The sequence below is a fragment of the Flavobacterium cupreum genome, assembly GCF_003996965.1.
In the GTDB taxonomy this organism is placed as follows: Bacteria; Bacteroidota; Bacteroidia; order Flavobacteriales; family Flavobacteriaceae; genus Flavobacterium; species Flavobacterium cupreum.
This window is the reverse complement of the sequence record NZ_QWDM01000003.1, coordinates 126,175-152,432: the sequence shown is the minus strand read 5'-3', so window position 1 is coordinate 152,432 and position 26,258 is coordinate 126,175. Positions and strand designations below refer to the sequence as shown.

General features: G+C 36.9%; 17 protein-coding genes. 5 read left to right on the top strand and 12 right to left on the bottom strand.

What is annotated here, in order from left to right:
- Positions 1-159: 159 nt before the first annotated feature.
- Positions 160-567 carry a hypothetical protein gene (locus D0817_RS05400; RefSeq protein WP_127337382.1) on the bottom strand — a complete coding sequence of 136 codons (408 nt, stop codon included), beginning with the start codon at positions 565-567 and terminating at the stop codon, positions 160-162.
- A 346-nt stretch (positions 568-913) separates the two neighbouring features.
- Here D0817_RS05400 and D0817_RS05395 point away from each other — a divergent pair, with 346 nt between their 5' ends.
- The 3 genes from D0817_RS05395 (at position 914) to D0817_RS05385 (ending at position 7,652) form a co-directional block, all read left to right on the top strand.
- Entirely contained in the window at positions 914-1,393 is a 480-nt protein-coding gene (locus tag D0817_RS05395) for a CinA family protein (protein ID WP_127337381.1), read from the top strand.
- Positions 1,394-1,514: 121 nt separating this feature from the next.
- The gene (locus D0817_RS05390; RefSeq protein WP_127337380.1) at positions 1,515-6,734 is read left to right on the top strand and encodes an HYR domain-containing protein; all 5,220 of its coding nucleotides are present in this window, start codon (positions 1,515-1,517) and stop codon (positions 6,732-6,734) included.
- A 3-nt stretch (positions 6,735-6,737) separates the two neighbouring features.
- Positions 6,738-7,652, top strand: a complete 915-nt coding sequence (locus tag D0817_RS05385) for a PorP/SprF family type IX secretion system membrane protein (protein WP_127337379.1) — start codon at positions 6,738-6,740, stop codon at positions 7,650-7,652.
- Positions 7,653-7,654: 2 nt separating this feature from the next.
- On the opposite strand, the gene D0817_RS05380 is transcribed toward D0817_RS05385, so the two are convergent.
- The gene (locus tag D0817_RS05380) at positions 7,655-8,296 is read right to left on the bottom strand and encodes a response regulator (protein WP_127337378.1); all 642 of its coding nucleotides are present in this window, start codon (positions 8,294-8,296) and stop codon (positions 7,655-7,657) included.
- A 36-nt stretch (positions 8,297-8,332) separates the two neighbouring features.
- On the bottom strand, positions 8,333-10,537 hold the full coding sequence (locus tag D0817_RS05375; RefSeq protein WP_127337637.1) for a tetratricopeptide repeat-containing sensor histidine kinase: 2,205 nt from the start codon (positions 10,535-10,537) through the stop codon (positions 8,333-8,335).
- 373 nt (positions 10,538-10,910) lie between these two features.
- Between D0817_RS05375 and D0817_RS05370 the strand changes: the two genes are divergently transcribed.
- Both D0817_RS05370 and D0817_RS05365 read left to right on the top strand, forming a co-directional pair.
- Positions 10,911-11,747, top strand: coding sequence for a sulfite exporter TauE/SafE family protein (locus D0817_RS05370; RefSeq protein WP_127337377.1), 837 nt, complete (start codon positions 10,911-10,913; stop codon positions 11,745-11,747).
- Positions 11,734-12,141, top strand: a complete 408-nt coding sequence (locus tag D0817_RS05365; RefSeq protein WP_127337376.1) for a DUF1634 domain-containing protein — start codon at positions 11,734-11,736, stop codon at positions 12,139-12,141. The genes D0817_RS05370 and D0817_RS05365 overlap by 14 nt, the downstream gene beginning before the upstream one ends.
- A gap of 358 nt (positions 12,142-12,499) precedes the next feature.
- Here D0817_RS05365 and D0817_RS05360 read toward each other — a convergent pair whose 3' ends face one another.
- The 9 genes from D0817_RS05360 to D0817_RS05320 form a co-directional block, all read right to left on the bottom strand.
- Positions 12,500-13,780, bottom strand: a complete 1,281-nt coding sequence (locus D0817_RS05360; protein ID WP_127337375.1) for an acetyl-CoA C-acetyltransferase — start codon at positions 13,778-13,780, stop codon at positions 12,500-12,502.
- A 378-nt stretch (positions 13,781-14,158) separates the two neighbouring features.
- Entirely contained in the window at positions 14,159-14,521 is a 363-nt protein-coding gene (locus D0817_RS05355) for a hypothetical protein (protein ID WP_127337374.1), read from the bottom strand.
- 483 nt (positions 14,522-15,004) lie between these two features.
- A complete protein-coding gene (locus D0817_RS05350) occupies positions 15,005-15,394 on the bottom strand; it encodes a hypothetical protein (protein ID WP_127337373.1) in 390 nt (129 codons plus the stop codon).
- A gap of 33 nt (positions 15,395-15,427) precedes the next feature.
- A complete protein-coding gene (locus D0817_RS05345; protein WP_127337372.1) occupies positions 15,428-19,768 on the bottom strand; it encodes an RHS repeat domain-containing protein in 4,341 nt (1,446 codons plus the stop codon).
- 54 nt (positions 19,769-19,822) lie between these two features.
- Positions 19,823-22,498, bottom strand: a complete 2,676-nt coding sequence (locus tag D0817_RS05340) for an RHS repeat protein (RefSeq protein ID WP_127337371.1) — start codon at positions 22,496-22,498, stop codon at positions 19,823-19,825.
- A 546-nt stretch (positions 22,499-23,044) separates the two neighbouring features.
- Positions 23,045-24,502 carry a hypothetical protein gene (locus D0817_RS05335; RefSeq protein WP_127337370.1) on the bottom strand — a complete coding sequence of 486 codons (1,458 nt, stop codon included), beginning with the start codon at positions 24,500-24,502 and terminating at the stop codon, positions 23,045-23,047.
- Positions 24,503-24,512: 10 nt separating this feature from the next.
- The gene (locus D0817_RS05330; protein ID WP_238160823.1) at positions 24,513-25,034 is read right to left on the bottom strand and encodes a hypothetical protein; all 522 of its coding nucleotides are present in this window, start codon (positions 25,032-25,034) and stop codon (positions 24,513-24,515) included.
- Positions 25,035-25,101: 67 nt separating this feature from the next.
- A complete protein-coding gene (locus D0817_RS05325; RefSeq protein ID WP_127337368.1) occupies positions 25,102-25,635 on the bottom strand; it encodes an OmpH/Skp family outer membrane protein in 534 nt (177 codons plus the stop codon).
- A gap of 169 nt (positions 25,636-25,804) precedes the next feature.
- Positions 25,805-25,996 carry a hypothetical protein gene (locus tag D0817_RS05320; protein ID WP_127337367.1) on the bottom strand — a complete coding sequence of 64 codons (192 nt, stop codon included), beginning with the start codon at positions 25,994-25,996 and terminating at the stop codon, positions 25,805-25,807.
- Between the last annotated feature and the right edge of the window lie 262 nt (positions 25,997-26,258).

Genomic DNA, 26,258 nt, shown 5'->3' with positions numbered 1-26,258 from the left:
ATTTGTTTAGGATCAATTTCTTAAAATTACAACAATACCTGCTTCCAAATTTATATAGTTTTTACATTCAGTTATAAAATTTCACAACAGAGCATAAAAAAACAGCCGTCACGAACAATTCGCAACGGCTGTATGCTACAATTTTTTTTTTGAAATAAATTATTCCCTCGGATGGTTTTCATGAAAATGCTCGTCGGATTCCTCGAGGTCTGCACTATCATCATCATTGTCCAAATCACCGTCTTTTTCAAGGTGATCGATATCATTCTGGTTAAAATCTTCATCCAGATTATCAGGTTCATCATTCGTGATATGCTCGTCCTCATTAATTACACGTTCCTCATTCGGAATGTTTTCATTTCTGTTATAATCATTTGTTTCATGATTGATATCATGCAGATCATCTTCCTTGTATTCTGTTTCAGCTTCGTTTTCGTTTTCATTGAAAGGATCTTTATCAAATAGATTTTCTACCGAAGAATCTCTTTTTTCATCTGTAAGTGTATCTTCATCATGGTGAAAATGACGTTCAACCTGACCGTAATTTTCCTTGGTTTCATTTTTCATAATGTTATATTTTGAATTAATAATTTTTTAGTTGACAGCGCCTTTTCCATGTTATTGAAAGAAGGTGTGATAGTCTGTTTTTTAATTGTGTTATTACAAATTTAAATTAGAAACCACCATTACGTCTTACATAAAGCCCAGTCCGTACTTCTATAATTAACAGTAAATCAAAGGCAGATTCGCCAGTATTTGAATATTGTAATTTTTGGAATATAATTTTGTAAGAGGTTCATTTTGCTTACCTTATAAATTTGTCGGGTTACTTGTTATTAGAGAAAGTTCTTATTCACGAATCTCATTATACGATTATAAACCTTACGATTTTTTAATTTAAATTAAGAGCGATATGCCGAGTCAAAATGTTATCGAATGCTGCCAGGCTTTAATAGAAAAGAAACTGACTATTTGTTTTGTCGAAAGCGCCTCTGCAGGGAAGCTTAGTTATGAGTTTTCAACCGTTATAAATTCAGGCCGGATACTAATTGGCGGTTTGGTCTGTTATCACGAATCCATGAAAGAAGATCTGCTGCTCATCCCGAAAGGAACCATTAAACAATTTACGGCAGAGTCTGCGGTCGTAACCAAATTGTTGGCACAGAATTTCCATCGTTTTGTGACATCTGATATTTGTGTAGCGTTAACAGGTTTAACAACACCCGGCGGAAGCGAAAGTGCTGCCAAACCCGTTGGAACCATATTTCTGCATTTTATATTTCCCCACAAGGAAATTGCCAGGAGATATGAATTCAAGGGAACTCCCGAAGAAATCGTTCGTCAGGCTATTGACACGGCAGCTTTGGTGATTTACAGTGAAATAAAAGACTAAGAATACTTTTATTCCTTTAAGACTCCATTAAAAATCAAAATCACTATTTCTAGTGAGGAGTAAAATAGACTGATACTATAGTTTTGCAACGTAAAAATATATGTAAACTATAGTATTCAGAATGGAAAACAATTCTACTACATTCAAAAAAAAAAATAAGCGCCAAATAATTCTGTTCCTGTTTTTACTGGCAGGAGTAGCGTTGTCGTATGGACAAAATGGCTGCGCACAGGTACAAAAATCAATTGTTGACGGATCAAACGGATTTTCTGTTAATGGGAAATCAGGCGGAGAAGATCTGGGCAAAAGAGTCCGGTCTGCCGGAGATATAAACGGAGATGGAATTCCGGATTTGATGATTGCAGCACCGGGAGCCGATTTTGGTGGAATATCTAATGTTGGTGAAATCTACGTGATTTTTGGGGGATCAGGTTTTTCATTCGACACTTTTGATGTATCCACCTTAAACGGTACCAATGGCTTCATCATAAGAGGAGTTACCGAAGAAGAACAATTGGGGTCATCACTGGATAGTGCCGGGGATTTTAATAATGATGGTATAAAAGACATTATTGCAGGAGACAATTTTGATCCTTCCGGACAAGGCCATGCCTTTGTTTTTTACGGAAAGAATACTCCTTTTCAGGCCGTGTACACCCGTACCGATATAGACAATACAAGAGGTCTGTTTATAAACATAGATTCTCAGGCCAAAACGGCTGTGGGCAATGTCAGTTATGCCGGAGATATTAATCACGATGGAATTAGCGATGTCATTATAACAGATGAGCTGACGCCGGCCAGAAAGCATACTATTGTTTTTGGCGGTGCTTCTGTTACTAATTTAAATACTTCTTCCTTAACAGGTGCAAATGGTTTTGTCATAACAGGCTATACAACATTCGATAATCAGGAGGCGGTCTGCCGAAATGCAGGTGATTTTAATAATGACGGAATTGACGATTTAATTTTAGGATATCCAAACTATACGGATGGCACCAATATTATTGCCGGAAGGGTAATTGTATTGTTTGGGAAAAATGTAGTTTTTCCACCCGTGGTCCAGGTAAATCTTTTAACGGCTGCTGAGGCTTTAATTATTACGAGTTCACAGACCTATGCCCGTATGGGGAAATCGGTTGCCGCCGCAGGTGATTTTAATGCAGATGGAATTAATGATATTGTATTCGGAACTCCCGATAAAACAGTGGATGGACTTACGTACGTTGGTGAAGCCAATGTGCTGTTTGGTGCCAGCGCTATCTCTGGTAATTTTGCAATTTCAGATGTGACGCCGGCTAACGGGGTTGTAATTCAGGGAACAAAATTTTCCGGCAGTTTCGGGTTTAATGTCAACGGCGTAGGAGATATTAATAATGATGGTAAAGCCGATATTGCGATTTCCTGCAAAAGAGGAATTAGCGGTATTGGAGCCGTTTATATGGTTTTCGGAGAAAATACAACCGGAATTATAAAAGAGAAAAATATCCTGAATACAGTGGGATATCAGATTTTTGATGATAATAAAGTTGTTACATATGCTTCCTTTGGGTGCGATGTTGCAGGGATTGGTGATTTTAATCAGGATGGTAAAAACGATTTTGGAATAGGAAGTATAAGAAGCGCCAGTTTTTATAATGATGTAGGAAATGCTTTTATTTTTTACGGAGAAAAATTAGATCGTATTGACAATGCACCACCCACAATTGCCTGTCCGGTAAATCAGGAACTTTTTGCTAATTCAACATTGCCTGACTATGTTTCCCTTTTACCTAATCTAATTGATAACTGTACCTATACGAATAATAGGGATTTGATCACGACACAAAGTCCGCCTCAGGGAACTTTGTTCAACAGTGATACAAATGTTACCATTAGTGCTACCGATATTTCAGGAAACACCAGTTCCTGCACTTTTTTGGTAAAACTGAAAAGTCCTGTTCCTTTATTTGCATGTAACGCTGTAGTATCTTCTGTAAATGATATAGACAGTTCCAATGGTTTTGTGATTTATGGAGAACGGGGATTCGGTAAGGCTGGTTATAGTGTTAATAGGGCAGGCGATATAAATGGGGATGGCCTGGCTGATTTTATAGTGAGTGCCGCTGGCATTGAATTTCCATGGTCAGGCACTTTTGCACACAATTCAGACATCTTAAAAGGCGGTGCATATGTAGTTTTCGGGACCGCTTCCGGATTTCCGGCAACCGTTGACTTAGGGCTTCTGAATGGTACTACCGGATTTAAAATCCGCGATAACGTTAATCCCGGTGAAGATGACAAAATGGGATTTATAGTGGCCGGCTTAGGAGATGTAAATGGAGATGGGATAGACGATTGTATGGTTAGCGCCCCTTACAGAAGAATTGAAAATGCATTTACAGCGGGTGCCGTTTACGTAATATTCGGGAAAACAGGCAATTTTACAGCTGAATTCTTCTTGTCGGACTTAGACGGAACGAACGGATTTTCCTTCATAGGAACAAATAACAGTGATTCCGTTGGATTCGCTATTGATAATATTGGCGATTTTAATCACGATGGACGGAATGATATTCTGATAGCCGGTATGGGGCAATCCCAGAAGGCCTATGTTCTCTACGGTAAAAACGGACCATTTCCTGCTGTAATGAAAGGAGAAGACATCAACGGAACAAATGGCTGTACCATAACAAGCAGTGCTCCTGATGAAAAAATAGGAAGATCTGCGGCAGGTTTAGGGGATGTAAACGGGGACGGAATAACGGATATTGCCTTCGGAAGTGATGCAGGGGTGAAGAAGTTTATCGTCTATGGACGCGCCGGTTTTCCTGCTACATTTGATCTTTCCAATTTAAATGGAACCAACGGTTTTGTGGTATCAAGTTCCGAAGAATCACTGCAATATGGGCATGTTAATAAAGCAGGTGATTTAAATCATGATGGCTTTAATGATATGGCTTTCAGTAAAAAATACATCCTTTTCGGATCTTCGGCTATAGCGGCGGCTGTAGATTTAAAAGACCTGAATGGTACCAACGGATTTAAAATTAAAAATGTAGAAGGGACTTCAGATTTTGGCGGTATTGGAGATTTTAACAACGACGGATTTGATGATTATATTTTTGGGGATAGTTATGATTCTGTTTACATTTTGTATGGGAAGGCTACCTGGGCCGCTACTGTAGATCTGTGGACAGTTTCCAGTAAAGATGCTGCAAAAATCGATTTTGCTTATGACAAGGATGGCGGAGGAATGAACTTTGCAGGCGATTTAAACAAGGATGGTTTTGACGATATCATCGTAGGATTTTTCGATTATATCTCTCCTTTTGGTACTGCAAAAGTCAATATTAAGCCAGGTCAGGCTTATGTATTGTATGGCAGGGCTATTGTACCCGATACCGAAAAACCGATTATCACGAATTGTCCAAAAGATGTTGTGCTGCCGATTGGTGCTTTAATTCCAAATTATAGAATAGGAGTAATCGTTACCGATAATTGTGATACTAATCCTACCGTAACGCAGACCCCGGCTATAGGAACAGTATTTAACGGAACCACAACAACGGTAACCTTAACCGCTACCGATGCAAGCTCTCTTTTCGAAACCTGCAGTTTTACGATCACCGCTCCGCCGGATACACAAGCTCCTGCCTTAATTTGTCTGGCAGACCAGCAATTGGCCTGCGGATCAGTAATTCCGAATTATACCGGTCAGGTGCTCGTGTCAGATGACAGGGACACCACGTTAGAGGTAATACAAACGCCTGCGGAAGGCACTGCTTTTTTCGATGGAATGTTAATTTCATTTACGGCAAAAGATGATGCCGGAAACGAAGGTTCCTGTAGTTTTTACATCCACGCTTCAGGACCGGATTTGCTTCCGCCGACTTTTAGCTGCCCAACCAACCTTACGCTGAGTTGTGGCGATGTGTTGCCGGATTATGCTATGGATCCCGTAATGAATGTAAAAGACAATTGCAGCAACACAATCACTCATACCATGACACCTCCTGCAGGAACACCATTTTATGACGGAATAAAAATCAAGATTACCTACACGGATGAATCAGGAAATGCGGCTTCTTGTGATCTTACCGTACATTCCGTAACACCGGACAAAACAGAACCGGTCTTTACGTGTATTGGGGATCAAACGCTGGATTGCGGAGCATTATTGGCCGATTATACCAATTTGGTCACAGCAACAGACAATTGCGGCGGTACGATAACCATTACCCAAAGCCCGGAAGCAGGAACTGTATTTACGCCGGGAATGACGGTACAGCTCACTGCAAAAGACATGGCAGGCAACGAATCGTATTGCAGTTTTACAGTAAATGCTTCCGCAGATTTTATAGCACCGCAAATTACTTGTATCGAAAATCAAAAGGTAGTATCTACCCTGACTTTGCCGGATTACAGCCATTTAATCACGGTAAAAGATAATTGTGATACCAATTTAAAGGTATTTCAGACTCCGCATTACGGTGCAGATTTAGTAGACGGAATGACGGTTAAGATGACGGTATACGATACCAGCGGAAACGAAGCAAACTGTTCTTTTACCATTCAGGTGGTGACCGATTCAGAACCTCCAAAGATTACGTGTTTGTCCGATCAGTCGGTAGCCTGTTTTGAAACGAAAGTCCCGGACTATACCAGTATAATTGTGGTGACCGATAATGCAGATCCCAATCCGGTGATCCAGCAGAATCCGCCTGCAGGAAGCGATTTTACAGACGGAATGACCATCACCATTACAGCAACAGACAATTTAACAAATGAATCCGTTTGTTCCTTTAAGGTTAATGCTGATGTTTTAGCAGTAGATGCTGGAAATGATGTCGAAATAAATGAAGGCGAAAACATACAAATTGAAGCCATAGCCACACAAAGCGGAACCTTTAACTGGAGTCCAACATTGGGTGTGAGCAACGCATTAATTGCTAATCCGTTCTTTTCACCATTGGAAACGACAACCTATACGGTCTATTTTAAAAGTAATGATGGCTGTGAAGCTCAGGATGAAGTAACGATATCGGTTCTTCCAAAAGAAACAGACGAAACCAAATACGGTTTTTCACCCAACAACGACGGCATCAATGATTTCTGGACGATCGATGATATCAACCAATATCCAAAAAATAAAGTTTCGGTTTACAGCCGTTGGGGCGATTTGGTTTTCCAGGTATCCGGATACAATAATACCACCAATGTTTTTAGCGGAATCGCCAACAAAAGCAGGAATCTGGGTGCGAATGAACTTCCGGAAGGAACTTATTTCTTCGAAATCGATCCAAATGCAGACAATCACCATTTCAAAAAACTAAAGGGATACCTTGTTTTAAAAAGATAATTCATGAAAAGAATAGTAAATATAATCCTTATAACATTATTGCTGATCTTGTTTTTACCGGCTGCTTCCGCACAGCAAACGCCGGTATTTTCAAGTTATAATTACAACACCGTTCTCCTGAATCCGGCTCAGGCAGGTTTTCATCAAAACACAGACCTGGTTCTTACCACAGACGGTTATTTTAATTCGGCTGTTGACGGAAGTCCTAGAAGTTTTGATATTTCCGTAAATACCCTGGCCTGGTCAGATAAAGTAGGGCTGGCCGCCGGTATTTCCCGCGATGAAATCGGAGTCACCAACACCACGAGTTTCTTTACGTCCTACGCCTATAAGATTTACTTTAATACCGATGAAGCCGGAAAATCAGCGTACAGTTCTAATTTTATTTCGTTTGGTTTAACAGCAGGAGCAATGCTTTATAATGAAAACCTAACGCAGCTGGGATTAGAAAATGATCCGGAATTTCAGGAAGACATTAACAGTTTTACGCCAACGGTCGGACTGGGATTTTTGTATAATACCGAATCGCTTTATACAGGAGTTTCGGCGCCTAATGTTTTAAACAGTGCTTTCAATTCAAAAAATAATACCAACTTAAAAAATGTATATTACGGTTATTTCGGCTACCGTTTCTTTACGGGTGGAATGGAAGATATCGTCATCAATCCCAGTTTTTTGGCCAAATATATGGAAGGAGCGGCTTTTCAGGCTGATCTGAATGTGCTGGTCAATTATAAAAACAAAGTCGAATTCGGAGGCGGTTACCGTACTTCTGACACCGTAAACCTGCTGGCAGGATTTTATGTGTCCGATAAGTTCAAAATTATCTGTACGTATAACAAATCGTTTGACAATGTGGTAATTCCGGATACTTTCGGACTCGTTTTAAATTACAGGTTGGGAAGAGGTTTCGAATAAGATTAATCGACTAAGCCATTTTCTACGGCATATTTTACCAATCCGGCCGTGTTTTTGGCATTTAGTTTAGACAATAAGTTTTTGCGGTGCGTGTTTACAGTATTGAGGCTGATGAATGTTTTCTCGGCAATTTCAGCAGTATTGTATTCATGCGCTATCAAAACTAAGATTTCCTTCTCGCGGGAGCTCAGTTCCGTTAAAGTTGAAACTTGTTTTTCAATCCGCAGATTATTCGAAAGATGTTTTTCTTCTGTTTCTTCCGAAAAATAATCAGCTCCGTCTGCAATCGTATTGATGGCTTGTAAAAGCTCGGCTTTTTCGGCATTTTTCAGTAAATAACCGTTCACGCCAATTCGGATCAATCTGGAAATAATACTCACGTTACTGTGCGTGCTGACTACCAGTATTTTAATTTCCGGATATTTCTTCTTTACAATTTTACTCAGTTCAATACCATCCATTTCAGGCATGCTGATGTCTAAAATCAGCAAGTCGATAGTTTGTTTTTGAATGATTTCGAGCGCTTCAAGTCCGTTGATGGCTTTCCCGGTAATTTCAATATTCGATTCCTGTTCCAATAACGAAATGATTCCCTGTAAAAACATGGTATGATCGTCGGCAATAAGGATTTTGATTTTGTTCATCGTATAAAATTTGGTTAGTCAGATCGCAGGAACAGCTTAAATTTTATTTTTTAATTCATCCAGCTGATCTTTCAGGTCAATTCCTTTCATGGGATTCTTTTTAGGATTGGCAATTGCTTCAAAAGACGGAATTTCGATATTCACAATAGTGCCTCTTTTGAGTTTTGAATCGATTAAAAACGAACCGTTTAATTTTTTAATTCGGGCTTCCAGGTTGATATAACCAATTCCGGGCGTATAATTTGAGGTATTAAACCCCGCTCCGTTATCTTCAAACAGCACATTCAGATCACCGTCCACAAGGTTCAGCTGAATCTCGATCTGCGACGCTTTGGCGTGTTTTATCGTATTGGTCAGCAGTTCCTGGATTATTTTGAAAATTTCAATTTGTATCCCTTCACTCATCTCATTTATTCCCTTTTTGGGATAGGCTAGAAATGAAATTTTTAACGCGCTGGCAGCACTTATATTGTTGAGGTACGATTCTAAAACCTCACAAAATTTGTTCTGACTGAATTTTTTCGGAAGCAAAGTGTGTGACAGGCTTCTTACCTGCTGATACGTTTCGTCCAGCTGCAGGTTGATCTTCTCCATATTCGAAAAATTATTGCCGGCCATATGGTTCAGCTGTAATTTTATCGCGGCCAGATTCCCTCCAATACTATCGTGCAGTTCCTGTGAAATACGTTCCCGTTCCTTGTCCTGTCCGCTGATCGAAGCCTTGATCAGTTTCAGTTCCTGGTCTTTCAGGATTCCGTTGATCTTTTGGGAACTGATCTCGGCCTGTTTGCTGTTTAACAAACGCTGTGCTTTCAGGCGTTTGTAGTATTGAAACAACAACCCGGTAATCGGAATCAGAAGCACCAGAAAAGCAATGATGGTAAGCCATCTCGTTTTCTTTTGCTGGTCAATTTCCAGTGCTTTTAATTGCTGGTCTTTTTTAAGCAGGGAGATTTCGCTTCGTTTCTTTTCTGAGGAGCTCTGAAAAAATAAAATTTTGTTTTCATTTACTTTATTGGAAATCTCTTCCTGAAGGCGCATGTTTTTTATCGCTTCATTCTGGTTTTCGAGCGTCAGTTTTCTGGTGGCATTTTCAAATTGCAAGGCTTCAATTTCTTTTTCTTTTTGCGATGTTTTATACTTTACATCCAGTTCATTAATCTCCTTTTGATTCTGAAGATGCGTGATCGAATCCTGTATTTTATAATATTGGTTTGTATAATGATAAGCATTTCTATAATCTTCCTGGGCAATGGCAATTTCTTTAAGCGCCTTATAAATGACAGTCTGGTCGTGCAGCAGCCCGAGCTTTAGCGCATTATCCAGCCCCGAGAGGTAAATGACTTTTGCCTGATCGTATTTTTTCGATTCCAGCAGCATATTTCCTGTATTGAGCCTTGCTATTAATGCAATTTGGTTGTATTCGTTGGCATCGGCAATTTTTATGGCTTCATTATACAGGCGCAATGCTTCTGTCTTTTTGTGCTGAGCCTCAAAATTTGCAGCCAGGCTAATCGCAATAATGGCTCTGCAATTGTTGTTATTTTGCTGTTGGCACAAAGCATTGGCTTTATTCAGGTATTGGTTTGAAAGTTCGTATTCTTTTTGGGCGGCATAAATGTCCCCGATGTTAATGTAGCTTCCGTAAATAATTTCAGGATCTTCTTTATATTCCAGACATTGTTTGAACAACTTCAGGGCATTTTTATAATCACCCAGTTCGCTGTAGACCAAAGCGAGACCGTGTGTATGCGTATAAAAAAGATTTTTCTCCCTGTATTTTTGAGAAGCATCAATGCCTTTCAGGTGCCACTTTTTGCTTTCGCCAAGAATGCCTCTTTTTTTATAATTGATGGCAAGCAGGTTGTAACCTAACGCATATAGTCTGTTTTTTAGGGAGTCATTGACAACCGTATTAAATTTAAGCGCCTGCTGCGTGTAGTAAATAGAAGAATCTATTACTGCTTTTTTATTAAAATAGTAGGCAAGCAGTAAATCAGCACAGGCTGTCGAACGGTTATTTTTGGTAGTCTTTAATAGAGAATGCGCTTTTACATAAGCCTTTTTATCGTCGCCTTTATTGTACAACGCATACAAATCGGCGATTGCTTTTTCTTCCCTGGTCTGAACTGGATTTTTATGTACGAAAGACGTCTTTTTATTTTCAATCTGCGCCTGCAAACCAAAAGATAAAAATAAAAACAACAATGCGAAATGAAGTCTTTGATTGTAAATTACCATACATTTTAATTTCGTACTCAAAAATAAAAAAAGTAAAAAGTTAATACCTTGTAAATTTGGGATTTATAAGTTTAAAACAAATTAAATTGAAACGCTAAAAATACTATAAAGTGATTAAAAAGCACTCTTTTTTAATTGTTTTTTTAAGCAAAGTTTGTGATTAAAAGAATGGATTTTTAACGGTTTAAAAAATCAGAAATTAAGTCCTTTTTAGAAAAAACATCATTTTTAAGGTGTTTTTAAGTGTAGCTTTAAATTACTGATATTCAGTTGGTTGTTTTGCTTTTTCTTCTTTTTATGGCTTCGGGTGAAAATAGCATGCCTTAATAGCGAATTTGTATTCGTAAATTAGCTTTCAAATAAATAAATCCAAATGACAGTACTCACATTTACCCTGATCATGATTCTGGGCGCATTTTTAGCTGGTTTTATAGGTTCCTTATCAGGATTGGGCGGCGGAATCATTATTATCCCGCTTTTGACGATTGTTCTCGGAGTCGATATTCATTATGCTATCGGAGCGGCTTTGGTCTCTGTGATTGCAACCTCTTCCGGTTCAGCCGCAGCCTATGTAAAAGAAGGGATTACCAATATGCGTCTGGGAATTTTTCTCGAAATAGCCACTACTTTAGGAGCTGTGGGAGGAGCATTGCTTTCTGTTATAGCCCCAACGTCATTCATCGCCGTTTTGTTCGGACTGACCCTGATTTTCTCGGCCATCAATTCGTTACGAAAAAAAGAAGAACATATTGTTTTGGAATCCAGTCCGCTGGCCAAAAAACTAAAGTTAGAGGGATCTTATCCATCGCATGACGGTCAGGTAATTCGTTATGGAACCAAAAATGTAATAGGAGGGTTCAGCATGATGGGAATTGCCGGAATGATGTCCGGATTATTGGGAATTGGTTCAGGAGCTTTTAAGGTAATTGCCATGGACAATATCATGCGAATTCCGTTTAAGGTTTCTACAACGACCAGTAATTTCATGATGGGCGTAACGGCAATGGCAAGTTCGGTGATCTACATTCAAAAAGGATACATCGAGCCCGGAATCTGCATGCCGGTGGTGATAGGTGTGTTATTTGGAGCCATGGCAGGAGCCAAAATATTAGTTCGTACCAACCCTAAAAAGCTGCGTATCTTTTTTGCGTGCCTGATTTTTGTACTGGCGTTAAACATGATTTACAGCGGACTTAATGGAAAAATCTAAAGTTATGACACAGGAAAAATTCGGAGAAAAAGATTTTCAGAAAATTGTGGGTAATTTATTGCGCTACGGCGTCTGGATTTCTTTATCAGTGGCCTTTATCGGAGGTATTGTTTATTTGCTGCACCATGGCAGTGATATCGAAAATTACTCGGTTTTTAAAGAAAATGACCGAAATATTTTTGAAGTAATTGGGGCTGTTTATCAGGGTGTAATTCAGGGCAGGGGAGAATCTATTATATTTTTGGGTATTGTGTTGCTTTTTCTGACCCCGGTTTTTAGGGTCTTACTTTCGCTATTTTCGTTTCTTCTGGAAAAAGATTATCTGTATGTGGTGATTACTGCAATTGTAATCTGTATCATTATTATGAGTATTTCCTTTGGATTTTCTCATTGAAAATAATTTACACTTTGAGTTATTATGAAAAGTTTATTTCAAGCAAAGACGCAAAGTCGCAAAGTAAAATTTAATAAAATAACTTTCTGAAATTAACTCGTTGGGTGTCATTCAAAATAGGTGTCAGGCTGAGCGGAGTCGAAGCCCTTTTGCTATGAAAAGCCTTCGACTTCGCTCAGGATGACAATGATTTCCATAAGAATAAAGACATTTTATTCAAATTTATACCTTCATCTATGGAAGGTTTAATTTCACGCAAAGGCGCAAAGGCGCAAAGTTTTTTTATTAAATTTTACTTTGCGACTTTGCGTCTTTGCGTGATTAAAAAACAGACCAAAAAACAGATTTTAAAAATATATTATTTTTCAATAATCATAGTAATTCCCTGTCCGCCTGCTGCACAAATAGAGATAAAACCTTTTCCTGAACCTTTTTCGTGAAGCAATTTTGCCATTACGCCAATGATTCTTCCTCCCGTCGCAGCAAAAGGATGGGCTGCCGCAAGACTGCTTCCTTTTACATTAAGTTTATTTCTGTCTATGGCACCGAGCGGTTTTTTAAGTCCAATGGCTGCACTAAGTTCAGGGCTTTCCCAAATTTTAAGCGTTGCCAGAACCTGGGCAGCAAAAGCTTCGTGAATTTCATAATAATCAAAATTCTGCAGCGTCAGGTTTGCTTTTTCAAGCATTCTTGAGGCCGCAAACAAAGGCGCGAGTAATAAATTCTGTTGGTTTTTTACATACTCGATAGCGCCAACTTCCGCGTGGGTAATGTACGCCAGAATCGGTAAATTGTGTTCTTTGGCCCATTCTTCGCTTGCCAGAAGAATGCTGGATGCACCATCGGTAAGCGGCGTAGAGTTTCCGGCCGTAAGCGTTCCGTTGGTTTTATCGAATGCGGGAGACAGTTTGGCCAGCTTTTCCAAAGTACTGTCTTTCCGTAAATTATTGTCCCTATCCAGTCCGTTAAAAGGCGTAATCATATCGCTGAAAAAACCTTCGTCATACGCTTTTGCCATATTCAGATGACTTTGCAACGCCAGCTGATCCTGATCTTCTCGGGCGATTTGATAATATTTGGCCGTAATTTCGGTATGTCCTCCCATCGAAAGACCGGTTTGCGATTCTTCATTTCTGGGCACTAAGGGTGTCAGGTCTTTTGGTCGGATTTTCAAAAAGGTTTTTATTTTTTCTCCCAATGATTTTGCTTTTCTGGCGTCGAGCAGTATTTTTCGCAGCTTTTCACTCACCGCAATGGGCATATCGCTGATGGAATCAACACCACACGCAATCCCGGATTCAATCTGACCCAAAGCAATTTTATTGGCAATATAAATAGCACTTTCAATTCCGGTGTCACAAGCCTGTTGTAAGTCGCAGGCCGGAGTGGCGGGATCAAGAGCCGTTCTCATGACACATTCACGAATCAGGTTATTGTTGGTAGTATGTTTGATGACGGCACCACCGACCACTTCTCCGAGTAATTGACCCTGCAGTTTGTATTTTTTAATAAGACCATCGAGTGTTGCGGTCATCATCTGCAAATTACTGACGTCTGAATAGAACGTATTCGCTCTCGCAAACGGAATCCTGTTATACCCCACAATTGCTACTTTTCTAATGGTGTCCTGATTTCCCATATCCTGATGCTGTTTTATTTTTGATTTGATATTAAAAGTAATCCTAAAAAAGAGTACGTATGCTTTTTGTACGTTCTGATTTAGGATGTTAAATTTAATATTTTAAATTCTTATTCAGGAAACTTTTTTGTAGGGAATGGAGAAGGATTATATTTCAGACTTAGTTTGTCATTCCGAAGAACGAGGAATCAAATGTACTGCGTACAGATTGTTGGCGAATGTCTGATGTGATTCGTCTCAACATTAAAAAAGGCAACCCGGTTATGAGTTGCCTTTCTGTTTGATTATGTTGCTTGGTTCATCGTTGTGGGCGCAAAGTCAGAGACGTTTGCACAGTTTTTTATGAGAAGACTTAGAAGAGCTGAAGTAAACCAATAACTATATTTTGATAATTAAAGAATAAAAGTCTAAGTTTTTACTAATATATATCCTCCTATAATAACTCCACTTTAACGTATCTACTGATTTTCTATATATTTTAATTTCATCAGATTTACTTTTTTTGGAAATTGAATCTCCAATTTTTAAATATTCTTCATTGTCACAATAAATATAAAAATTATCATCTTTTATTCTTTTAATTACAATTTTTATTCCACCTTTTCCCTGTTTAATATCTAATATTCTATCATTTATAGATAATTCGTAGAAATGTTTAAAATTGCGATACCATACATAATCAAAAGAAAACCAAAAGAAAATCATAATAACAATCACTATCCCTATTTTCATTTTTTTCATTTTTCATTTTTTTTAATTACTACTAAAATTTCCCAAATGATATCCAGACGCCCAACCACCATCTCTCTTAATTCCATATATACCTGACGGATGAATCAATACCATAGTATATTTTACACCAGCTTGAACTCTAATTCCTGCTCCTCCTGTTATTCCATATGAGACATTATCCCAAGAAACTTCATTTTTTTCGTTGAAAGATTGTGAATATTCAGCAGTTCCACCAATAATATCAGCAGCTGTTACTGAAACATATCTAAATGGACCAATTAAAACATCAGCTGTAATATCACTAACTTTTCTCTGCTTCCCGAAGTGTTCTCATGGAAAGCTGCAAACGTCTCTGACTTTGAGCCCGCAACGATGAATCAAGCATATAATTAAAAAAAGCAACCCATTACAAATTGCTTTTATTTTGTTCATGTGTCATTTTTGCGTACACAGAAAAAATTTCTTCGATATTGATAACTAATATATTATAAATTAATATCTCATTTTTTCAGATAATTGTCTTTCAAGTTCACTTCTGAATTTATCTGATATTTTTATTTTATGATAGTTAAAGCTGATATGTGTAAGATGTTCTAAAAATTCGGCATCAATTTTATAATTTGGATATTTTTTTAGATAATAAGAAAAATATGCAGGCCAAATATAACTTCCGTCTGTGTAATAACTGTTCGGAGCAATTAAATCACCATTATCTAAATCTTTAAAATATCCCATCCATGCAAGTACAAGTATTCCATTATTAAGATAATTGGTGGTATTAATAATGGTTTCTTCATTATTTTTAACATTAAAAAAAATACTTTCGTATGCTACTGATTCAACTATATCATTATGCTCTCTTATAAATCCAACTAATTTCATAAATGTTTTAAATTTCTTATTTATTATAATATTTTAAAATTGTTTCCAAATTCCACCTGCATGTATTTCATAAGCTCCACCTTCTAATATTCTTACCATATCTGTTGGTGCTAAAACTGGTGATTTTAAATATCTAGATAGTTGATAAGCTGCACCATCGCCAAATCTTCCAGTATTACATGAAATACATCTAATTTGAGTTCCTTTTTTGAATCCAGATTTTAGCATTATTTTGGCAACTTCTTTAGCTGAAGTTTTCGTCCCATCAATGATAAAATTATCAAAATCTCCATGTAATAAGAGTTGATGAGTTCCAGATTCTTCTACCATACGACCAGCATTAGCCATAGTTGCTGCATCAGTTCCAAGTATTGTACTTGATTTTGCAGCTTTAAAAAGATTCATCGCTGGTGCTTCTGGATTTACAATTTGAAACATACTTGCAATGGCTTCAAAGCGAGTATCATAATTTTCCTGAACATTAATCCCAAATTTTTGTAGCCCATATGTATCAAACAGATCTGGATTTGCGTCTATATAATTTTGCGCATTAACATTATATCTTTTACCTCCAAAATCTGTCTTTATATACATCCCATCAGATGATTTGCCAGATGTTTGAACTCCCCAATCACCTTGGGAACTTTGAAACGCTTTTCCGCCACTAAAAACAGCAACTGTTTTAGCCCACCATTCCCATTCCCACCCTCCATCAGGGTCAATAGTTCCAATAGGATTATTCCCCATTCCTAAATATGGACTAGAATGCTGCCCATACGGGTCAGGAGATAACCATCTTCCAATCCTACCATCCCAGAGTCTCAGCTGAAACGCTTCCATTCCCGTTTCACCATCAAGTTCCTGCCCTTGAAAAGCGTAACGATAATCTGAGAAAGCATTACGTCCTGGCAATTGTTCTCCAAAAGGATAATAATCTGCATAGGATTTAATAACAGTAGCCTCCAGTTCTTTACTTACTACAGCCCTTACATTACCTGAATGATCTGTAATTTCATAACTGATTACATCACTCTCTTTATTGGTTGCTTTGGTATAGATCCCCAACCTGCTTAAACCAAAGATAGGTATTTCTTTTTGGTAAAGTGCAATGGGAGGTTTGATCAATGTTCCCGACAAACTGTAATAAACGGACATTGTACTTCCTGATAAGTCGGGAATGTAGTAATTTGTCTCTGTACGGGTATTCCCGCCCGTTAAATAAGCAATGGTTTGTTTTTTTACACGCTGTCCTCTCTCATTATAAGAAAAGGTTACAGTAAGTTGTGTTCCTTTTTTTACTTGTGTTACAAGACCCTGAGTATTGTAGGTATAATCAGTATCTTCGGCATTATTGCGTATCATTTGCCCTATGGCGTCATATTGATAATTACCTGGGGCTTGGTTTTCGATGTCAGCTGTATCAGTAGTTGTGACTGCATCGCTGACACTATTTAATTGGTTTTTTCCGGTATTACTATAATTGTACGTTAGATTGTCTGCAACAGTTCCTGATTCATTAGTACGTACTAAAGTTTTAATGTTACCATTGGCATCGTAGGATAATCCTCTTTCACCCAGTGCGAGGTTGGCAGCAGGGCTTATTACAGCAGTAGCTGAATTTGCATTTCCAAAAGTAGCTTCCGTTAACCAATTGTTGCGATTGTAATTGTACAAATATCCTTTTTGGTTAACCGAAGTACCTGAGACATCAGCGAGTACACCTTTATTGGCCCAGCGGGCTGCTTTTATATTTCCGTTATAATCAGCGCCAATTGTAGGAGAGGATGTAATATTTCTGCCCGTTCGCAAATAATCACCACCATAATAATCAAGCGTTAATCCGAAAACGTCATTTTTGTCTCCACCCGGATCCTTCGTTTCTTCTAAACTAGGGTGGTTGATACTTTTAAGTTGCCCTCCAAGTGTATAAACATAATCTAAGCCCTGGGTTCCCTGCGCAATATTCACTCTTTTCAGTTCTCCCGTTTTATAATACGTATAGTCGGCATGCGTGATAAAAGTAGTGTTATCAAGAGATGTTTCTGCTTTTGTTAATACGCCGTTTGTATCATAAGTGTATTGGTGAACAAATAACTCGGCGGCTTTGTCTTTTTGATACAGGACCTTTTTTACACCACCCTGATGATTATATTCGTAATGAATGGTTTTGGCACCAATTCCTTCATTGTATTTTACAATCCATTCTGTTCTGCCATATACATCATAGCTGTACCAGGTGATAGCCGTAATAGTGGATCCCGGTTTTGTAAAGGTAATCGCTACATTGCCGGAAAGATTGTTCTGAACATAATTAGTAGTTGTGATGCCCGCTGTCGTCAATACGCTGCTTAAACTGAGAGTGGCAGGTATTGCCACTGATGTAAGATTGTTTTCAGCATCATCATATATGGTAAAGGTCTGTTCCGTGCGTACGCCTGAAATTAACGCTCCATCAGGATTGGCCTTAGCTGTTGACCAGTTGTTAGCAATTACACCACTTTCTTGTGGTCTTCCCAAAGTATCATAATCCGTATAGGAAACTTTTGTATCACTTTGGAGTGCACTTTGCGAATAACGAATCTGGCCGTCTTGTCGGTAAGCAAACTGACTTATTCCTTCATCCGGACTTGATACTTCTGTCAATTGTCCTAAAGTAGCAAATTTGTAGGTGGAGGCAAAATTGGTCGAGGTCATATGTGCGGGAGTTCCTACAATTGTTGCATTTACTATATAACCGTTTGGCTGTATAGATTTTATGAGTTGCCCCGTTTTGTTGTATACATTGACGGCATATGCGTAATAATTTACATTGTAAGTAATACCTAATACGGTACCAACATATTCTGGCTTACCAGCTGTAATATATATTTTAGGATCTACAAGAGGAGGTGTTACAGCTTCAATTCTATAAGCATTTCCACTAGCTAAGGAAGCTGTAATTAATCCGGTTTTTAAATCATAAACTTTGTAGAATGAGGGACCTCCAATCAATGAAATTCCGGATGTTCCCGCAGGAATGTGCACATCTACAAATCCTTGTGTACCAATAAGAGAGATAACCGGATAGGAGGTACCCCCTCCCGAACGGGCTGATGCCAACAGTTTACCCTCACCATCGGTAAAGGCAACGTTTTCATTTCCGTTAGCATCTATACTTACAGATTTATAAAATTTAGTAATTACTTCTTCTTTACCGGAAGTAACGGGGCCATCAAAATAATCCGAACCATATACGTAATACATTTCCTGAGCTGCGGGTACTGTGTAGGCATAACCGGTTCTCCATTCTCCGTTTATTCTATTACCACCTGTTACATTTATAACATTTCCAGGATTAAGCGTATCATAATTGTTCTGCGTAAACGGATGTGTGGCTGTTGCCTGATAGGGTTCTTCGGTATTAGTATCGCTATAGTAATTGGCTAAGCTGGGATTTGCAGATGCATCTGGTAAAATTGCCGCCGTTATTTTAAAGCTACTTCCGGAGGTGGCTTTTATGGTAAAGGTATCACCTAAGGTTATACGGGGAGCAGTTAAGCTTACTGTTAAACCCGGACTTACTGCTCCGACAACTGAAATAGACTCACTGGCTTTATAATCCTTGCTTATACTTATGTTGTTAAGAGGAAGAATAGCAGGGTAGGCTTCGCCTTGTGCTTGCGAACTGCTCTTAAAAAAATTAACTTTTTCAAAAGTACCGAGAGGAGAGGGTGCGATAAAAGAGGTTTTATCTGGTCTGCCAAAATTATCAAACATAGTTTCAGTGCCCCAAATTTTCTTCGAAACGTAATCTTTTGACAAACTAACATCTGATTTTCCTAAATCGTCGAAGTAAGATCTGGATTGACTTATAACATTTCCTTTACTGTCATACGCAACACTATGGACCCAATTATTAAGATTATCGCTAGGAATAAAGAGGGCACTGCCTTCATTTAAATCTTGCCTTATATTAAAATAAGCACCAGTTGTCAGCGGAAGAGTACCTCCGATACTGTAAATTACTAAGCTGTTGTTTTCAATTTTTACATTATATCCATTAGCGGAACCATTAGAACTTGTTAGTATTGGACCTAATTCAAGATCTGGTAAACTGGGAGAAATAGTTAATACCTTTATAACTCCTGTTTTCATTGCACTTTGATTCCAACCACCACTAAAATTTAGTGATAAAACATTGTTTACAACAGATAACGTTCCACTAGCTCCACCACTCGTTGAAACAAAATCTGTTCTTTCTAAATTTATACTATAATCAGGATAGTTTCCTAAGGTTTCTAAATCAAAGAAGCTAGTTTTTCTTTTATCACCAATTCCTGGGTTTCCAAAAATAAATATTGGAACTAAGATTAAATAATATATATATCTTTTCATCGATTTTCTATTGGTTTATAACTCTGATATTTTTATTTATAAAAAATTATTATTTTATAAATATTTATTGTTATATGTGTTTGATTTGACTAATTTAAAGCCGCCAGTAATTCCATTTGGCAAATCATCAATGATTTCTGAATATGTCTTGATTAATCTTCCAGCCTTATCATATTCAAATCTTGTAGCTAAACCATTATTTCCAATGATGTAGGTTAGTTCATCCCATTCATTATACACATATCCGGCAATGGATGATGCTAAGGGACGTAACATTAAATCATCAAAATAAACGGTTGTTGTATCATTTGAACTTAAATATACCGTGCAATTTCCTGATGGAACATCAATGTAGGCGGTCTTTAATATCCAATTTCCGGCAGACGGACTATTTGCCATGAAATTAACAACAGTTCCATTTACTTTTAGTTGCGCTTTATCGGCATTAGTTTTTTCGACCCAAACAGATACTTTATATTTGCCCGCTTTATGCTGAGGTATCCCATTAATAAGAGTACCACTTAAAAGAACGCCAAACGATGATGTATTTGTCGCTTCTATCGAACGTTTTCCTGTATGAAAATATGTAGTGCTTCTTCTGGCGTTTATCATTTGTAATCCTTGTTCTAGCCAATTTGTTGATGGAGCACTAGTGTTTTCTGTACCACTTATATTTTCTGCGCCGGCAAAAAACATTTCGCCATAGCGTGCATTACCGGTTGTTATTATTTTACTATCGTTATCTCCTTTTTTTGAGGAACTATAATTTCCGTTGATATCTTTCATTTCTAATGGTGCAGAAAAATGATCATATAAGGTGGTTTCAGAGATTTGTTTCCATTGTGAGGGTTGTGCAACATTAACACCTACCCCAGCAGGAAGATCCCATATAAAACCATCATCAGTATCATTGGTGCTAACATAACCAGTGGCTACACCATCAGGATCTTTGGGACCATTCCAAATATAAGATTTATGTTTTCTCCATATTTTTTCTTTATCTGCAGTTGGTTCTGCAACTGATCCTGTTATGTCTTTATATGCCCAAACGTTATTCCAAGTGGTTATACCAACACTCGTTTCTTTCCAAATACCGTTATTTAGAATGTAAGAATAATTGGCAGCAGTTTGAGAAAGCATGTTTTTATAAGTAATATCGTCTGCCTTTGAACCCATTTTAGGATACTTTATATGGGCAGGAATAGTTTTAGACATAATTGATTTTCCTGTACTTGAAGTAGAATGAGATTCTAAAACTTCCCCTGTTAAAAAATTTAGTTTATCTATAAAGGTGGTAGCAGTATACCCTCCTTGAGCAACAGAGGTACTTTCTAATATATTCGGGAATCGTATTTTACTTGTACTCCCTAGACGATATGTTAAATTAGAATTGTCATTTACTCTTTTATAAATACTAAAAGTTTCTTCAGAAATTCCTTGTCGAATGTTTGATATGTCTTTATAGCTATTTTGTGTTTTAAAAAGCAACTGCCCAACATTGTTAAATGTTTTTACTTGTTTCAATCTTCCGATTGTAGCCGTCATATCTTTAATACTAAATCTACTGAAATTTAAATCGTAAGATTCTCCATTTGATGCGCCACCCCATGGTGAATTTTGCAATTTTTCAATTTCTAAAATGTTAGGAATCTTAAGACTTGTAGCAACTGATGCTATATCTGGTGTTAAAACATTAAAATTATATTCCTGGACACTTCCCAATTTATTGTCTGTCGAATAATTTTTCACTGTTACATATTCGTAGAGAACCCCCGGAGAAGGAAGTTCAGACAAATACTTAACTTCTTTGAATGTTTTGGAAGGCATATATGATGTTATTCCAGATGATTTGTAATTAATATCTCCTTTGTTTTCTGCAAAACCGGGAATATTGTAAAAGTATTTTATCGAGCTTTTTACTACTGAATTTTCCTTTACAGAGATTTCTCTAACTCTAATTCCACCACTATTTTTATCGCTGGTTGATAATACTGTTGACTGAGCAGACACAGCTTCTTTATCAAAATCATCAGATTCATAAGTTATCGAAATTTCTGCCCCTAAAGGAGTTATTATTTTGTTTAAACTCCACATAGATGGATTATCTTTATAATATCCCCAATTATCTTCTTTTGAAGCATCGTAGTTAGCTGTATTGATGTAGCTGAACTTATATGGTGGAATAATTTTACTACTTTCTTTACCAAGAAATTGTACTGAATTTAAAGTTAACCTACCATAATTTGTACTTTCTAAATTTGGGGCATTTTTGGCTAATGAGTTAGTATTTAAAGCGTAATCAAAGATTATGGTTTTTATTGCTTTTTGTTCTAAGTCTTTTCCTGATAGATCTTGAGAATCATAAACATTATTATAATATTCGCCATACCATGTTTTATTTGCTCCTACAACTGTATTATTTCTATATGCCGCCCCATTAAAAAGATTTACTTCATGAAAAAAATCTACGAATTTAATCTGTCCTTTAAAGTTTGAAGGAGTAGGAGTTCCTGCACTTTTTGATAGATTAGAATTTTCATTTTTAAGTAGTAATATTTTGCTTAGTCGTAAGGATTTGTGTGTATTAAATTTTATAAATTGTCCCCATTGTGCATCCATGTACCAATAAGCGGGAGGAGAAGATACAGGAACATTCAGTTCATAAAAACCATCATAATATTTATATCCATTTTTTCCTACAATTAAGTTTCTTGACCTTACTCCCGTCATTTGTAAATCATTTTCATTATTACCAACTTGAAGGCTGTAAGATAGATCATCACTTCTTTCTTCCTTAATAAATAATGCGGTATGAGTTCTGGTTTTAATTTTATCCAGATAATAAACTTCTTTAATTCCCCAACTGTAAGATTTCGTTACTCCATCATTTTTTAGTGGAGTTGACCAGACATAACCGTCACTCCATTTTCCATAATCAAATGAAGTCCAATAACCAGAGTCCTCTTGATCGACTTTGTTATTTAAATTAGTGTCAATGTAGTCAGGTCCTGTAATTGCAGTTAAAAGCCAATGAGTTGCATATGGTGTTAATTGTTGCTTCTCGTAAAACTTCGAATTAATATCAAAATCGAGGTTAGTGCCTCGGGTAAATTGCTCTTTTTGATATACTGGTAATGAATAGTGATAAACTTTACCGTCAAGTGATGTAATTTTAAAGGCTCCTATTCCATCTTCAGGTGCAGAACTTCTGTCGTAGTTTTCAGGATTAATAATTATAGAATTATTCGAAGAAATAATCTCTTTATTTGTAAAAGTTTAGATGTAATTACCAGTTCTTTTTCGTTTTGTATCTGGATTATAGCCATTATAAACTTTACCATCTATATAAACTAAATTACTAAAAGTACTAGAATCGGAGTAATTTTCCGGCAGTGTGGTTGGAGGAAATGGACCGAATGCCCAGTTATCTGAACTTATTTTTAAAAAAGAAGAAGGTTCATTGTCAAAATAAAAATGTATATCGTTACTATCATTGTCAATAGTTTTTGTGAATTTCCTGTTAGTGCCTACTTTGTAGCTTATAGATGTATTATCAGATGATGTGGCGCTTTTAGTATTATTTTTTAAACTTCCATTTTCAAAAATACCAGGCCTAAATGAGCCCGAAATTCCCTGACCAGATACAGAATAATAATCATAGGCAATAAATGATAAATTGTCGTCAAATGATTGATTTTCAGATTCTTGTTTGTATATTGAACTATAGGAATCGGAAGCATTTAATCCATAAAAATTTGTGTTCTCTTCTAAACTTTCCATATCACCGGAATACAATGAGCCTTCATATCCTGCAGGTTTCTTATCGTAAGTCCAATAGCGTGTTCTTGAATAACCGAATGTTAAATTAACTGCATAAATTTGTATTGGCACAGTAAAGCCTGAAGTACTTGTAGTTATATTTCCTCTTCCATAATTATTACCAGAAAGTGTAAATCCCTGACCAATAACTGATCCGGATAATCCACTTTTTGAATTAAATGAAATTTCAGTGCCATATCCCACATTTAAATCAGCTGAATAGCTTGTATTACTATTTTTAAAACTTTGATTAATACTTACGTCTGCGCCATATGAATTAATCCCTACACTTGCACCATTTGTACCTACATTTGCATTTATACCATAACCGCCAATACCTACATTTGAGCCATTTGTTCCTACACTTGCAGTAATTCCAGCGAAGCTAGCTAGTATTCCACCGTCTGTACTATATGAGTTTGGTCCCCCAAATGATTTGTTTTCGGTATAAGAACCATATAGTCCTACAGAAGCACCATTGGATCCCCAGCCAATGGAAACACTTCCAGAATAAGAATTGCTTACACCTCCCTCATCGTATGTAATTTGATTTACTTTAGCTCTTTTCCAATCGTCTGGCACACCAGTCACGCCACGATTTATAGCACCTGGATTTAAACTCCATCCTAAGCCTACCCATGAAGCCTCTTGATCCATTGCAATTCCTGCATGGTTCGATAAAGTTAGTGGATACCCGCCTTCTGGACTCGGAATATTTAGAAGAGGTAAAACATAAGACATATCTCCAGAAATTAAGTTCACCATATCAGTTGCATCTATGGGCTCAAAACTAGAAGCTTCAGGTGCAACTGGTCCATTATTAGAAGCAAACAAATTATTAGGCAATAAAGTCGGAAAAAAAATCAACAAGAAAAAAGTGGCAATAATACGATGGCGCTTTTGATATTTGGTCATAGTAGTGGTTTTAAAAACGTAACTGAGGTTCGTTTGTTAAGGCTTTGGTGTTTAATTTGAATTTGATATCTCCAGTATCGAGACCTAAATCTTCAATAACAAAATTGAGATACTCTTGTTTCATGTATTTAGAATCTCTGGGATACACAATCATTATAGAGGTTGAATTACTCATACCATACATTCGGGGGTAAATAAAATCGGCCAGGGCAAGGGTGTCTTTTGTGGGAGTGTAAACATGTAGTTTTTCCTCCATACCAAAAGCTAATTCATTGACCATTTGTCCGAATTTTGCTTTATCCTGAGCAACACCATTCAATAGTTCCTGGTTGTTTTTTGACATAGAGAGATTAAAATACAGGTACTGGCTGTAATGTTTTCGAAATTTCTCCACTTTTGCAGGGTCAGTGTTATCTCCCAGTTCTTGTTTTACCAAAAGATCGGTGGGTCTGTATTGTAAAACAAAATCAACATCGGCAACGGTTTTTTTATAGTGGTAACCGTTGTCTTCTTCACTAATATAAATGTTCATTTCCTCTTGTGTATCAAATTTTTTGTTACAAGAGGAAATGAGTAGTATTAGAATAAGTAATAGGTAATTATTTTTTATCATATTCTGCATTAAGGCCTTTTAAAACTTCTTCAGTTAAGTCTGTCGAGTCATCTGCATACATGATGTTTCCTCCACCACTGGCTCCAAATATGATTTTGTAGTTGTGCTCTTTTCCGTATTCTTTGATATAATCATTGATATCATTAATTACGGTTTGTGTTACTTTTTTGTCTTCTTCCTGAATTTTTTTCTGAATGGCTTCCTGATAGCCATTTATTTGCTGCTGTTTGTTAGACAACAACTCCTGTTTCAATTTTAATTCTTTTGGAGACAAGCTAGCTCTTTCTTTTTCGTAGTTTTTTAATTCATTTTGCCAATTGCTCACTAAAGAATCAACATTCGCTTTCATTAAATTAGCTTTTTTATCAAACTCAGCTTTCGCTATTTTTGTTTTACTGTAACCTGTAATTAATTTGTTTACATCTACATACACTAATTGTGAGCTTGATTTTGCAAAATAGATGGAGATAATACTTAAAACAACAGCAAGAACTGCTATGTATAAAGGAATTTTTTTCATTTTTATTTCTTAAGATAATTTCAGCAATAGTATAAATTACATATCAGTTTAACAAGTCGTTTACGGGTTTTCTGTTAAAAACTTCTTAACAAATACAATGTAATGTAAGACAGTGTATTAAGTTATTTTGATTTAAATAAGTTGAAAAAGACAAGTAAAAATGATTTTATTACTTCAGATATTGATATTTTGAAATTAGAATTAATGCAGGTAGCTGCATAGTGCCTTTTTTTAACTCTATAAGCCCGATACTTTTCTTAGCAGCCCCATTTTTACCATAGAAGAAATCACGCCTTCTTACCGCGCAATCAACGATGTTATAGCCTACAAAGCGTTTTGAAAAGTCTTTTGTTTCTATCATAATATTTTATTTTTATTTCCCAGCTTTTACTGCTGTAATGTTAAATGCAAAAATAATTCATGATAATAGGCAGCAAGTTTGGAAAGTTATAAGTGGTGCTTTTTTGAAATAATTGGCAGACAAGAGCTATAGCTGGCTTAGTAGCGTTTAGTGATGATCGATATTTTCCAGTAAACGAAAAAAAAGGCACACAATAACACTACAATGATTATAAATGAAAGTTGGGGCATGAAAAAAGCAACCCGGTAATGAGTTCTTTTTT